Annotated in this window: 10 protein-coding genes and 3 pseudogenes; 3 read left to right on the plus strand and 10 right to left on the minus strand. The window is 71.0% G+C overall.

The window, feature by feature from the left end; genetic code table 11:
- Positions 1-139 precede the first annotated feature (139 nt).
- Genes ABTX62_RS31405 through ABTX62_RS31415 form a run of 3 tightly spaced genes read right to left on the minus strand, consistent with a single transcriptional unit; the run spans position 140 to position 2551 of the window.
- Positions 140-931 carry an ABC transporter permease gene (locus ABTX62_RS31405; protein WP_352119340.1) on the minus strand — a complete coding sequence of 264 codons (792 nt, stop codon included), beginning with the start codon at positions 929-931 and terminating at the stop codon, positions 140-142.
- The gene (locus tag ABTX62_RS31410) at positions 928-1863 is read right to left on the minus strand and encodes an ATP-binding cassette domain-containing protein (RefSeq protein WP_352119341.1); all 936 of its coding nucleotides are present in this window, start codon (positions 1861-1863) and stop codon (positions 928-930) included. The genes ABTX62_RS31405 and ABTX62_RS31410 overlap by 4 nt, the downstream gene beginning before the upstream one ends.
- 19 nt (positions 1864-1882) lie before the next feature.
- Positions 1883-2551: a DUF4097 family beta strand repeat-containing protein gene (locus ABTX62_RS31415; protein ID WP_352119370.1), complete on the minus strand. Its 669-nt coding sequence runs from the start codon at positions 2549-2551 to the stop codon at positions 1883-1885.
- Between the two features lie 249 nt (positions 2552-2800).
- Here ABTX62_RS31415 and ABTX62_RS38010 point away from each other — a divergent pair, with 249 nt between their 5' ends.
- On the plus strand, positions 2801-3547 hold the full coding sequence (locus ABTX62_RS38010) for a helix-turn-helix domain-containing protein (RefSeq protein ID WP_502998046.1): 747 nt from the start codon (positions 2801-2803) through the stop codon (positions 3545-3547).
- A gap of 505 nt (positions 3548-4052) precedes the next feature.
- Here ABTX62_RS38010 and ABTX62_RS31430 read toward each other — a convergent pair.
- A pseudogene (locus ABTX62_RS31430) lies at positions 4053-4467 on the minus strand (NAD-dependent epimerase/dehydratase family protein); the annotation flags it as partial.
- A 136-nt stretch (positions 4468-4603) separates the two neighbouring features.
- Between ABTX62_RS31430 and ABTX62_RS31435 the strand changes: the two are divergent.
- Together ABTX62_RS31435 and ABTX62_RS31440 are read left to right on the plus strand one after the other, a co-directional pair.
- Positions 4604-4870 (plus strand): annotated as a pseudogene (locus ABTX62_RS31435) (helix-turn-helix domain-containing protein); the annotation flags it as partial.
- A gap of 28 nt (positions 4871-4898) precedes the next feature.
- Positions 4899-5180: a hypothetical protein gene (locus ABTX62_RS31440; RefSeq protein ID WP_502998047.1), complete on the plus strand. Its 282-nt coding sequence runs from the start codon at positions 4899-4901 to the stop codon at positions 5178-5180.
- Between the two features lie 40 nt (positions 5181-5220).
- On the opposite strand, the gene ABTX62_RS31445 is transcribed toward ABTX62_RS31440, so the two are convergent.
- The 6 genes and pseudogenes from ABTX62_RS31445 to ABTX62_RS31475 all read right to left on the minus strand — a co-directional run bounded on the left by ABTX62_RS31445 (position 5221) and on the right by ABTX62_RS31475 (position 12516).
- Entirely contained in the window at positions 5221-7713 is a 2493-nt protein-coding gene (locus tag ABTX62_RS31445) for a tetratricopeptide repeat protein (protein WP_352119342.1), read from the minus strand.
- Between the two features lie 661 nt (positions 7714-8374).
- Positions 8375-8511 (minus strand): annotated as a pseudogene (locus ABTX62_RS31450) (mycothiol transferase); the annotation flags it as partial.
- A 294-nt stretch (positions 8512-8805) separates the two neighbouring features.
- Entirely contained in the window at positions 8806-9993 is a 1188-nt protein-coding gene (locus ABTX62_RS31460) for a hypothetical protein (RefSeq protein WP_352119343.1), read from the minus strand.
- Positions 9994-10181: 188 nt separating this feature from the next.
- A protein-coding gene (locus ABTX62_RS31465; RefSeq protein ID WP_502998048.1) for an IS5 family transposase occupies positions 10182-11055 on the minus strand; the annotation gives its coding sequence in 2 pieces (ribosomal slippage) (positions 10182-10665 and positions 10664-11055; 876 coding nt in all).
- A gap of 43 nt (positions 11056-11098) precedes the next feature.
- On the minus strand, positions 11099-11716 hold the full coding sequence (locus ABTX62_RS31470) for a dihydrofolate reductase family protein (protein WP_352119345.1): 618 nt from the start codon (positions 11714-11716) through the stop codon (positions 11099-11101).
- The gene (locus tag ABTX62_RS31475) at positions 11713-12516 is read right to left on the minus strand and encodes an alpha/beta fold hydrolase (RefSeq protein WP_352119346.1); all 804 of its coding nucleotides are present in this window, start codon (positions 12514-12516) and stop codon (positions 11713-11715) included. Before ABTX62_RS31475 ends, ABTX62_RS31470 begins: the two co-directional genes overlap by 4 nt.
- Between the last annotated feature and the right edge of the window lie 67 nt (positions 12517-12583).

The raw sequence follows: 12583 nt of genomic DNA on the forward strand, positions 1-12583 counted from the left end.
GGGAGTGGCTGTCGGGCCCTCGGCCTGGGCATGCCGGAAAGGCCCGTCACCGCCATCGCGGTGATGGCGGTGACGGGCCTCTCGGGGGGTGGGGCGGGGTTGCTTCGAAGGGTGGTGTTGGCCGGCGCTGTCATGCCGCCTAGGCGGGGTCGCGGTCGTAGAGGGAGGTGGACCAGAGGTAGCCGAGGACGGTCAGGGCCAGGCACCAGGCGAGGGTGAGCCATCCGTTGTGGCCGATCTCGGTGCCGAGGAGGAGGCCGCGCAGGGTTTCGATGGTGGGGGTGAACGGCTGGTACTCGGCGATCGGCCGGAACCAGCCGGGCATCGCGTCGACCGGGACGAAGGTGCTGGAGATGAGCGGGAGGAAGATCAGTGGCATGGCGTTGTTGCTGGCTGCCTCGGCGGTGGGGCTGGACAGGCCCATGCCGACCGCGATCCAGGTGAGAGCCAGGGAGAACAGCGTGAGCAGCCCGAGTGCCGCGATCCATTCCAGGGTGGTGGCGCCGGTGGAGCGGAACCCGATGGCGAGGCCGACGGCCGCGACGAGGAGCACACTCATCACGCACTTCAGCACGCTGCCGACGACATGCCCGACGAGTACGGACCCGCGGTGGATGGCCATGGTGCGGAAGCGGGCGATGATGCCCTCGGTCATGTCCGTGGTGACGGACACGGCCGTGCCGATGGTGGTCGAGCCGATGGTCATCAGCAGGATGCCGGGGATGAGGTAGGCGAGGTAGTCGGAGCGGTCCGCGCCGCCGCCCCCGATGCCGGCGCTCATGGTGTCGCCGAAGATGTAGACGAACAGCAGGAGCAGCATGACCGGTGTGAGCAGCAGGTTCAGCGTGAGGGAGGGGTAGCGCCGGGCGTGCAGGAGGTTGCGGCGCAGCATGGTGGTGCAGTCGCGCAGGGCGAGGGTCGGGCTGCTCATCGCAGGGCCTCCTGGGGCTGGGTCAGGGCGAAGAAGACGTCGTCGAGGTCGGGGGTGTGCACGGTGAGTTCGTCGGCCTCGATGCCGGCGGTGTCGAGCCGGTCGAGCACGGAGCGCAGGTCGCGCTGGCTGCCGTGGCTGGGCAGGTGCAGGGCGAGGGCCTCGTCGTCGTGGGTGGCTTCGGGCAGGGCGGTGGCGGCGGCGCGGTAGGCGGCGGGGTCGGTGAAGCGCAGCCGGATGTGTCCGCCGGGGACGATCCGCTTCAGCTCGCCGGCGGTGCCCTCGGCGGCGATGCGGCCGTCGTGCAGGACGGCGATGCGGTCGGCGAGTTCGTCGGCCTCCTCCAGGTACTGGGTGGTGAGGAAAACGGTCACCCCGTCGGCGACCAGGTCCCGGATGATCTGCCACATGTTGTGGCGGGAGCGGGGGTCCAGGCCGGTGGTGGGCTCGTCGAGGAAGATGATCCGCGGGTCGCCGACCAGGGTCATGGCGATGTCCAGGCGGCGCTTCATGCCGCCGGAGTAGGTGGAGGCGGGCTTCTTCGCCGCCTCGGCCAGGTCGAACCGCTCCAGCAGCTCGGCGGTGACCCGGCGTCCCTCACCACGGGGGAGGTGGTGCAGGTCTGCCATCAGCAGCATGTTCTCCTCGCCGGTGATCAGAGCGTCGACGGCGGAGAACTGGCCGGTGACCCCGATGGCGGCGCGTACGGCCTGGGGGTGGGTGGCCGGGTTGTGGCCGCCGACGCGGATCTCACCGGCGTCGGCGCGGATGAGGGTGGAGAGGATCTTCACGGCGGTGGTCTTGCCGGCGCCGTTCGGGCCGAGCAGGGAGAAGATCGTTCCTTCGGGGACGGTCAGGTCGATGCCGTCGAGGACGGTTTTGTCGCCGTAGGACTTGCGCAGTGCGTGCGCCGCGATGGCCGGGTTCGTCATGGAAGTGAGGGCTCCTTCGTCACAGGCTGCGGGCGGTGATGTCGCCGTAGGAGGTGGTGGCGTGGATGGTCAGGCCGGCCGCGGGGCCGTCGGTGTGGGTGAGGGAGTTGCGGATCCGGCCGTAGCTGGTGCCGGCGTCGAGGGTGGCGCAGGTCCCGCGGGCGGCGCCGATGGTGATGTCGCCGTGCTCGGCGCGCAGTACGAGGGTGCCGTGGACGGCCTCGGCGACGTTCAGGTCGCCCTTTTGGGTGCTGATCTCGGCGGAGCCGTTCAGGCGGCCGACGGTGATGTCACCGGCCTGGAGGGTCAGGCGGGCGTTCGCGCCCTCGTCGAGCTTGACCGTGCCCTGGGCGCCCTCGAAGGTCACGTCGCCGAGCCGCCCGACGCCGCGCAGTCCGGCGCCGGCGGCCTTGGCCTTGACGCGGGAGCCGGCGGGGAGCTGGACGGTGACCTCGACGGCGCCGCAGGGGCCGAGGTACTGGTTGTTCACCGGGGTCTCGATCCGCAGGACACCGTCGCGATAGTCGACCGTGGTCTGCTCGGCCGTCTTCATGTCCCGGCTCCTGGCGGAGTCGGCGGGCAGCACCTCGACGGTGGTGTCGGCCCGGTCGGCGGCGATGAACCGGATGTGTCCCGCCGGGACGTTCACGAGGGCTGTGATGGGGGCGTGGGCATCGAACGTGCGCATCGTGCTCCGGGTCTTGTGCATCGTGGGCTCCTCGGTACGGCTTGTTGTTTCCGACGACAGAAACGCTACGGTGCATTCACGGATCTAGCAACGACATCGTTGCGATATGTAGCTATAACCCCAGGTCAATGCCGAGAAATCGTTGCACTGGGTTCAAAATTAACGCAACATCCCGCGCCAAGGCTCGTTGCAATGGGATGGTGGTGAACGCTATACTGGCCCTCACCACGGACCCCGAAGGAGGCCGCGATGCCGGGAGGCAGGCTCACCCAGCAGGAACGTCAGCAGATCGCGCTGGGGCTGGCCGACGGCCTCCCCTACGCGGAGATCGCCAGGCGCCTGGAGCGCCCGACCTCCACCATCACCCGCGAGGTGATGCGCAACGGCGGCCCCACCGCCTACCGCGCCGACCTGGCGCACCGTGCCACCGAACGCCGTGCCCACCGCCGCCGGCAGGCCATCCCCCGAAACGGACAGCACCCGCCCGAGCAGCCCCACGGACGTGACCCCGAGGCCGTGCGCGAGTACGAGGAGACCCTGACCACCGTCTTCATGGCCTCGGGCATGCCCAAGATGATGTCCAGGGTGCTGGTCGGCCTCTACACCACCGACGAGGGCAGCCTCACCGCCGCGGAACTCGTCCGCCGCCTCATGGTCAGCCCGGCGTCCGTCTCCAAGGCCATCACGTACCTGGAGAGCCAGGGCATGGTCCGCCGCGAGCAGGGCGAACGCCGCCGCGAGCGCTACGTCGTCGGCGACGACGTCTGGTACCAGGCGTTGATCGCCAGTGCCCGGTCCCTCACCCAGGTCGTCGAGGTCTCACGGCAGGGCGTCGGCGTCCTGGGCCCCGGCACCCCGGCCGCCACCCGGCTGGAGAACGCCGCCCGCTTTCTCGACTTCGTCCAGGAGAGCACCATTCACGCCGCGGAACAGGCCCGCGCGGTCCTGCACACCAAACCCGAAACGGCCCCGGACGGCACCGCCGCACAGCCCTGACCGCCACCGCGCCCGGCCCCGGCGGCCACCCCCGCAACCCCGTCCCACCCGGCCGTTGCTGCAGCCCCCTGAGCCAGGCTCTGCGGCACAGCCTCCTCCCAACGGACGCGGAACGCGCATGAAGCACTCCCATGCGAACAGCAGGTGCGGCGGCGGCCACGCCGGCCGCCGGCCTCGCCCTCGGCGATGCCTCCAGCCGCCGCCGGCCCGCAGGAAACGGCACAGCGCATCACGCCGGAACAGGAACCGACGCGCAGCGTCCTCGCCGCCGTCGCCCTGGAACGCCAGGGCGGCACCGAGCCCCTCGCCTCCCACCTCCGTCGGCCCGATGGCCGCCTTCCCGCGCTGAAGAGGTGCCGCCTGCCGCGAACTCACCGTACCCGCCGGGCATGCGCGCTCTTACGCGGCGCCCGCGGGGCCGCCGTAGCGGCGGCTTGCCGTCCACATGCTCACCCACCTGCGGCATCGGCGGTGAAGCCTTACGGTGCCTGCTCGCCCGCCGCGCAATCGGGCCGCCCGGCCGGCTGTCGTCCTCCTCGGTCAGCGGACGGCCCCGTCCCGCGCCGTACACATTGCCCGTGCTGACCTGCACGAACCGCTCCACGCCGGAGGCCTGCGCGACGCGGCCCAAGGCCACCGCGGCGTCCCGGTTGACGGCCCACGCCTCCTCGTCCGGCACCCCGCGGAAGGAAGCGGCGATGTTCACGACGGCGTCCACGCCGGCGAGTGCCCTGCCGAGTGTCTCCTCCTCAGCACATGTCTCCCGCGGCGACCTGGGCGCCCAGCTCCGCCAAGCGCTCGCCGCGGGCCGCGTCACGTACCAGCACCCGCACCTGCTCGCCCGGCTGCCGCTGCGCCAGCAGCCTCGGCACGAAGCGGCGTCCGACCTGTCCCGTCGTACCGGTCACCAAAGTCAGCATGATGTGCTCCTCACGCACTGTGTCGCCTGTCGCTGACGACCAGCCTCAACGGATGCGGCAGCGACCGGGAGAGACCTCTTCATCAGGGGATCGGCAGTCCCTGGATAAGCCGGCCGGCCTCCCGCACCCTGGAGAGGTGAACCGAGGCCAACTCGCCGACTTCCTGCGCCGCACCCGCGCCCGCCTGAACCCCTCCGACGTGGGCCTCACGGCCGGAGCCCGCCGCCGTACACCGGGACTGCGCCGCGAGGAAGTGGCCCAGCTGGCCGGCATGTCCGTCGACTACTACGCGCGACTGGAACAGTCCCGGGGCCCGCGCCCGTCCCGCCAGATGCTCACCGCGCTGGCCCGCCCCCTGCGCCTGACGGAGGACCAAGCCGACCACCTCTTCCACCTCACCGGGAACAACAAGATTACCGACGCGACGAACCTTGAGGCGATCCGTTGACGTCTACGCCCGCATGGTGCGCCAGGCCGGCCGCAGCCCCCTGCACCGCTACTACCGCATCGAGGGCGGCACCCACACCGACGGCCTGGTCGACCTGTTCCCGGACCGACTGCGTCCACTCACGACGTGCCACCGTACGGCCTTCACGGCCCGGGAGAGCTGGCTCGGATCAGGACACCGGCCACCCGCCTCCCAGACCATCGCCCTGCCCGCCGGCCGTAACCACGCGGCCCTCGCGCACACCTGCTCGCTCAGCTTTCGGTAGCGCCTCGCTCCTCGGAGACGAGGGAGTCCGCGGCAGTCGGTCAGCGTCGACGTGACCGGTGTTCCCGTTGCCACTGCCTCAGCGTGGCAGCCATCTTCACGGTCTCGGGATGTGAAGTGGGAAACAGCCGCCGGCGATCGGCAACGACCGTCTCCAGCAGGGCGATCCCTTCCGCACGACGGCCGGCCTTCCAGTACGCGTTGGCGAGATGAGCCCGGCCGGAGACGGTGCTGGGGTGCTGGGGCCCTTGGAGGCGCGTCCAGTCGGCCACGGTGGGCTCCAGCAGAGCGATGGCCTCCCGGCTGCGTTCGTCCTCCAGGTAGCAGGCGGCAAGGCTGCCCCGTGCGGCGAGGGTCTCCGGGTGGTCGGGCCCCAGTTGGCGCTCGCGGTCGGCGATGACCCGCTCCATCAGGCGGATCGCCTCGTGGGTGCGCCTGGCGAGATGGTAGGACTGGGCGAGGACGTACCGAACGGTGAGCGTGTTGGGGTCGTCGGCGCGACCGCGGCCCCTGTTGATGCGCTCCAGCATCTTGATCGCCTCGTCGGTGCGGCCCACATGCCAATAGCAAGGAGCGAGATTCACCAGGGAGTTCTCGAAGTCAGGATGGCCGGTGCCGAGATGCCGCTCGCGGTCCGCGGCGACCTGTTCCAGCACGGCGAGGGCCTCGCTGATGCGACCGGCCTGCTGGTAGGAGACGCCCAGGTTGGCTCGGGCGATGAGAGTGGCCCGGTGCCGGCTGCCGAGCTCCTGCTCGCAGTCGGCGAGGCCGCGTTCCTGAAGGGCGATGGCCTCCTTGACACGGCCTGCCGCCCCATAGGCGGAGGCTAGGTTGTTGCGGGCCAGCAGGGTGTGACGGTCCCCCTGCCCCAGACGCCGTCCGGCCTGTTCGGTCAGATCCTCCCAGTAGACGAACGCCGTGGTGAAGGCGCCCGCGTCCAGCAGGCTCTTGCCGGTACGCCACAGCAGCAGGCGCGCATCCTCGTCGGCCCACAAGGTGTCCTCGGCGCATGCCGCCAAGGCACTGGTGTTGGAGCGCAGCACGGCAGCGAGGTCCGGATCGGTCTGGTCCAGCTCCGGCCACAACTCCTCCAGCCCTTCCGCGGTCGCCCGCATGGTCGCGGACAGGTCTCGGCCGGGCACCGTCTCGCGCGCGGCCCGGGCGGTCAGCGCGTGCAGCCGCACCGCGCGCGGGCCATGCGCCGAGTCGTCGGTGATCAGCCCGTAACGGTGCAGCAGACGCAGCACGGCGCGTGCCTGTTCCGGCCCGGTCGTGGGTCGTCGCCACAGCAGGCGCCGGCGCGGTTCACGATGGGCGCGCAGATAACGCAGCATTGCTCCGCAGCGCCACAACTCGCGAGGGTGGCCTGCGGGGTCGAGGTGAGCGATCAGGCGTAGCGCGGGCACCGCGAGCCCGACTGGATCAGCTGCCTGAGCGGCGTCCAGGGACAGCAGCAGCGCCGCGGCGACCTGCCGCCCGTGCCCGTCCCTGCCCGCGCGGGCGGGCAGCACTTCGTCGAGCAGCCGATGACGATCCTGGAACAGCCGCAGGTACTGCCCGCACCCCACATCCTCATTGATCATGTAGGCGGCGGCGTGCGACAGCGCCAAGGGCAGCAACCCCAACGCGGCCGCGAGTTCGGCCTGTGTACCGTCCCGCAAGTGGTCGGCTCCCGCCTCTGTCAGCCGGCCCTCCAGATAGGCGACGGCCTCTGCCGAGGTGTAGCCCTCGACTTCCACCTTCGCGCGGCCGTCGAACAGCTCGGCGTCCCTGCGGCGGGTGGTGGCCAGCACACGGCCACGGCCCTGCAAGGACGCCGGCGGCCACCAGCCCGCGAGCACCTCGGGGTCGCCCACGTCGTCGAGTACCACCAGCCACCGGCGCTGGGTACCGGCCAGCCAGTTCAGAAACGCCCGAGCGTCGGCCTCGGCGTCCTGCCCGTCCGCACCACGTGCCTCCACCCGGCGGGCGGCAGCGGCGTATTCGGCGATCACCTGGCCTGGGTAGGTCGCGTTCACCCACACCACCAGGTCGGTACCACCGTCGAGCGCCTCCCAAGCCAGCTTGGCGGCAAGCTGGGACTTGCCTACTCCGCCACCACCGCGCAGCACCTGGGTGAGAACCACCGTGGCGTGCCGGTTTCGCTCCCTCTCGATGCGTTCCCGAACTTCGGCACGTTCCTGGAAGGGCGATGCCGTCGTCGGCGGACTCCCCACCACCTGCGGCCATTGCAGCGGCTCGGAGGGGGCCTGGACCACAGTGACGGCGCCCGAGACGGCCCAAGCGTTGGGGCCCTTGGCGCTGGCATTCCCGGTACGACGGACCGAGGTTCCCCGGCCTGGCCCGGGGCCCCGCAGACCGGTCACCGCGGTGGCGCCGTCCGTCGCCAGGGCATCTCCCGTCTGCTCCGCCGCAGCGGACGGCTCGCCGGATCGCGCGTCGGGCGGGACGACGGGCTGCTCGCGCCGCGGTCGCCCCTTGCCCACCGCCTTGCTGCCCCGCTTGCGTTTACGGCCGCCAGTACCACGCCCCATGTCTCTCCCCCCCCTCGCGCCCGTCCTTCGCCCGGCCTACTCTCCGAAGTCGACCCCGGTGCTGGCACGGCTGCCCTCACCCCGTGCCACGGCGTCGCCGGTCCGCTCGGCTCGCGCCGATCCACCCGGTGCACCGGCCGGTCGACGCACACCAGTGGAGGCGATACCACCGTCCTCGACCTCTGCCCGCCCCGTCGCCACCGCGACGCTCCGGTCCCGGGAGCGCCGCGCGGATCCGGAACCGTCCGTCGCCCGTTGGAACAGAGCCCACACCAACGCCGCCACGCCAGTGGCCGCCTGCACGGACGCACCGGTCAACCGCCCCGCATCCGGGCTGCCCAGCAGCCACACCATCGGCGTTGAGACGATGACGAGCACGGCAACGGTCAGCACCGCTGTTGTCCAGCTCCTCGACATGACATCCCCCCTCGTACGGCGACCCGTCGGCCGCCATGTGCGGCCCAGAACTACCAGAACCGCCGATCCGGCCGCGCCACTTTCCCAAAAACCACTTCCCCGACAGGCGGCACCATTTACGGCACCACGCATCACACCAGCTGATGCGCCACAACCGGCGGGAGCTGACGCCGACGATGCGGGCCCACATCTGTGGCCGAAGATCACGCGATGGGTCCGGGAGCGTTGAGGCCCCCGGCAGGGATCAGCGGCCGGTCGAGCCGTCGATGAGTTCCCGGAGGACGTCCGCGTGCCCCGCGTGACGGCCGGTCTCCTCAATCATGTGGGCGAGTGAGGCCCGCCGGGTGAGGCCGGCCGCGCAGGACGTAGGAGAGGTAGCGGCGGGCTTCGGCGAGCAGGTGGTGGCGCTTGAACGCTCCGCGCATCACGTACACCACGGCGACGACGTCGACGGCCGCCAGTACTATGTCAACCACCGGCCGCACCCGCGCCCACACCGCCGCGGCCGCCGCCCGCGCCCGCTGAAGCGGCTCGCGGCCGTCACGGCGTACGACGGTGCCGGTATGCCGCTTCGCCTTCTTCGTCTGGGTGCCGCCGTTCCTCTTCGCCGCCTCACGGGCCGCGACCAGGGCCTGGCGAGCGAGGTCGAGCCCGCTCGGCTCGGTGCTCACGCGATCACCGCCCCGGCCGTACCGCCGTCCAGCGGGCGCGCGGCGAGCTCCGGCAGCCTGTCCGTCCACGGCGCGGCCACGGCCGGCTCGGTGCAGGCGGCGGTGACTCGCGCAGCTGCTCCAGCCGCGTCGCCAGCAGATACCCGGCCACGCGCTCCCGGGCCGCGTCGGCGGCCTTCGTCGCGGCGGCGACGGCGCCCGCGCCATTCGGGTTGTGCTGGAACCAAGGGCGGCCCTGCTCGGCCTTGTACGCCCGCCGGGCCTCGGCTTCGGCCTCCTCGGTCCGGCCCAGCATCACCAGGGCGTTGTCCTGGTACTCCTGGACGGCCTGCTGTGCGGTCTGGAACGCGGCGCATGCGTACGCGTCCTCAGCTGCCTCCGGATTGGCCTCCAGGGCGGCCACGTCGGTGATCTGCAGGAACTCCTGCCATGCGGTGGCGATGCTGTCGCCGATGGACGTCCGGGCCCCGGCAGTGACGGCCGCGACATTGCCCGGGTCGGTCAGGTCGGCGGACCCGGCCGCTGCGATGAGACCGGCCTCACCGATCAGAGTCTCGGTCTGACGGCGGTGGTCGCACGCCTCGCACAGCCCGGCCGCCCGGTCCTGCCCGCAGTCCTCGCACGGCAGGGCCTGCCGCACCGCGTCGGCGGCGGCCGCGGCCTCATGTTCGCGCTCCGCCCGCTTCCGGGCAGCCGCACGGGCCGCATCGCGGCGGGCCTGCTCCGCGCGGGCCTGCTCCCGACGCCACACGAAGTCCTCCGCCTCAAGGGCCGCCTGCTCCCGCAGCCGCTCCTCGAAGACCCGGCGGCGCTCAGCCTCGGTCAGGCCGGGCAGCTGCCGGTCGACCTCTGCCGCGATCTTCGCCCGCCGGATGTGCACCACGTTGCCGCAGTTCTCGCACTCAGCCCCCGTGTCCAGCCGGATCCCGTCATCGCACCGGCGGTCCGAGCACGCCTGACGCTGCACCAGGCCACGCCGCATCAGCCACGGGAACGGGCGGTCGACCAGGGCCTCGCCGCCGGTCTCCTCCAGCCGGTCGGTAAACCGGTCGGCCAGCAGCCGCTGCGCCATCTCTGGCCGCTCCAGCATGCCCGCCAGCCGGGTCAGCTCCGCCTGCGCCATCGCCTCCACCTGGCCCTGCTGCCAGCCCGACAGCCGCTCCCACAGCCCCGCGACCGGCCCCAGAGCCACCCGCAGACCAAGATCAGCCGGAAGGCCCACCCTCCGCTGCTGCTGCGCCTTTTCCCACCCCACGGCCTTCGGCCGGCCACCGGCCACCGCCTCGGCAGCACGCTGCCCATCCTACTCATCGACCGGGGGCTTCTTCGGTTTTTCCCCGTGCAGCGGGCCGCCCTTAGGGTGCGTTTCGAAAGTGCTGGTCACAGCCACTCGTTGATGGCTGCGACCAGCACAGTCGCCTCGTAGCGGACGGCGAGCTTGTCGTATCTCGTGGCGACCGCACGGTGGCGCTTGAGGCGATTGATTCCGCACTCCACCGCGTGGCGCTGCTTGTAGTCGTCCTTGTCGAACTTCGGCGGCCGGCCGCCGTGGGAGCCGCGTTTCTTGCGGTTGGCGATCTGATCGCGCTTCTCCGGGATCGTGCAGCGAATACCGCGCTTGCTCAGGTAGGCGCGGTTCGCGCGGGAGCTGTACGCTTCGTCGGCACGAACCCTGTCCGGCCGGGTGCGCGGGCGGCCGGACCCGATCCTGGGTACCCGGATACGGCCCAGGACCACCTGGAACTGCGGGGAGTCACCACGCTGTCCGGCCGTGACGACCAGCGACATCGGCTTCTGGGCCTGCTCGACCGCCAGGTGGAGCTTGGTGGTCAGCCCGCCCCGGGAACGTCCGAGCCCGTGGTCTTCGGGCTCGGTGAACACACCGCCTGGCGGCTCGATCTGCAGACCCCCTTTTGCGGGCACCCGCCGCATGCTGGTGGGCACGGGCGACAGTCGAGTCCACCGAGACGTCCCAAGTGATCAGCCCCTCGGCGTCGGCCCGGACCTGCAACTGCTCGAAGATGCGGTGCCAGGTGCCGTCCCGCTGCCAACGCCGGAACAGGCCGTACACCGTCTCCCACGGGCCGTACCGCTCGGGCACGTCCCGCCACGGAGCACCGGCGCGGGTACGCCAGCGTATGCCGTCTATCAACTGCCGCTTGGTGTGCACCGGTGGCCGTCCAGCCTTCTTGCCGACCGGGAGCAACGGCTCCAGCTTCGCCCACTGCGCATTCGTCAGATCATGCCGCCCCACGAAGTGGATCTTGACACATCAAGATCCACTTCTGAAACGCACCCTAGGACGATGGGATCCGATAGGTGAGGTGAGTGACCTGGGGGGAGTCGACCACCCGTGTGGGTTCGAGGCCGAGACCATGTGAGACACCGTCGAAGAGCCGGACGCCCGAGCCGAGTATGAGGGGGGCGAGGTGGATCTGGAGTTCGTCCAGCAGTCCGGCGTCGATGAACTGTCGTACGGTGTCTGCACCGCCGGAGATCTGGACGTCTTTGTCCCCTGCGGCCTGGCGAGCCTGGGCCAGTGTGCCGCCAACCCCTTCGGTCACAAAGGTGAAGGTAGTGCCACCCTGCCGTACCCATGGTTCCCGCGGGGTGTGGGTGAGGACGAAGACGGGGGCGCGGAAGGGCGGCGGGTCGGGCCAGCCGACCTCTCCTTCGGCAAACATCTGCCGCCCCATGATGTAGGCGCCGGCGCGGGAGAAGTTCTCCTGGACGATGTCATCGTCCTGATTGGTCTGCCCGCCGCCGATGCTCTGGCGCTCCCGCCAGCTTTCGACACCGAAGACCCATTCATGGATGCGCATTCCGCCGTCACCGAGCGGGTTGTCGGGACGGGAATTGGGGCCGGCGATGAAGCCGTCCAGGGACATGCCCAGACTGGCGAAGACCTTGCTCATGCGTGCTCCCCGGTGGTGAAGAAGCCGGTCAGGACGGGGGCGAGTTGCTCTGGGCCGATGCTGTGCTCCTGGCCGGGGAAGATGTGCAGGGTGAAGTTGTCCGCCAGTGCGGCGAGTTCTCGCGCGCCGGTGAGCACGTGCGGGGCGCCCGCGTCCCCGCTGCCGACGAGTACGGGCACGGTCACAGACCGCCAGCGGTCGGCGGGCAGCGGCCGACCGGACATGGTGTCACCCATGACCTGGCCGTCATAAGGCAGGGTGCGGGCGGTGGCTTCCATACCTGCCCAGAAGGGGGCTTGGCGCATCCCGGCGACGGCCTCGGCGGGCATGCTCACGGCTGCGGTCATGAAGTAGGCCACGGCGTCGCCGTACGCCCCCTGCGTCACGAGGTCCGTCAGGTGGGCGACGTAGTCGGCGGGCAACGGTGGGCGGCTGGAGTCGGTAATGAAGGGCGGCTCGTACATGGCCAGCCTGGAGACGGCGCTGCCCCGGGCGACGGCCTCCAGCGCCAGTACGGCGCCGGAGGACATGCCGAAGACCATCGCCTCGCCGCCCGCGCGCTCGATCAGGGCGTCCAGGTCCTCGACCTCGCGCTGTACGTCGTACTCCGGGCTGTCCCCGCTGTCGCCGCGGCCCCGGCGGTCGTACGTGATGACGGTGCAGTGCTTGGCCAGCAGGCCAGCGAGTGCGGCGGAATCGCCGCGCGTCATGAAAGCGCCGCCGACGAGCACCACCGCGGGGCCTGAGCCCTGCCGCTCGTAGGCGATGGCCGTGCCGTCGGCAGAGAACACCTTGTCCATAAGGAACCACTCCATTATCTGCGGGGGCGCAGGGCCGGAAGCCCCACACCCTTCGGAACTGGACGGT

Source organism: Streptomyces sp. NPDC096046, assembly GCF_040303285.1.
Taxonomy (GTDB): Bacteria; Actinomycetota; Actinomycetes; order Streptomycetales; family Streptomycetaceae; genus Streptomyces.

What these genes read in the sequence shown, in the direction of transcription:
- ABTX62_RS31470 (WP_352119345.1), bottom strand. Translation starts at nt 11,716, where the DNA reads ATGAGCAAGGTCTTCGCCAGTCTGGGCATGTCCCTGGACGGCTTCATC.
- ABTX62_RS38010 (WP_502998046.1), top strand. Translation starts at nt 2,801, where the DNA reads ATGCCGGGAGGCAGGCTCACCCAGCAGGAACGTCAGCAGATCGCGCTG.
- ABTX62_RS31410 (WP_352119341.1), bottom strand. Translation starts at nt 1,863, where the DNA reads ATGACGAACCCGGCCATCGCGGCGCACGCACTGCGCAAGTCCTACGGC.
- ABTX62_RS31405 (WP_352119340.1), bottom strand. Translation starts at nt 931, where the DNA reads ATGAGCAGCCCGACCCTCGCCCTGCGCGACTGCACCACCATGCTGCGC.
- ABTX62_RS31475 (WP_352119346.1), bottom strand. Translation starts at nt 12,516, where the DNA reads ATGGACAAGGTGTTCTCTGCCGACGGCACGGCCATCGCCTACGAGCGG.
- ABTX62_RS31415 (WP_352119370.1), bottom strand. Translation starts at nt 2,551, where the DNA reads ATGCGCACGTTCGATGCCCACGCCCCCATCACAGCCCTCGTGAACGTC.
- ABTX62_RS31445 (WP_352119342.1), bottom strand. Translation starts at nt 7,713, where the DNA reads ATGGGGCGTGGTACTGGCGGCCGTAAACGCAAGCGGGGCAGCAAGGCG.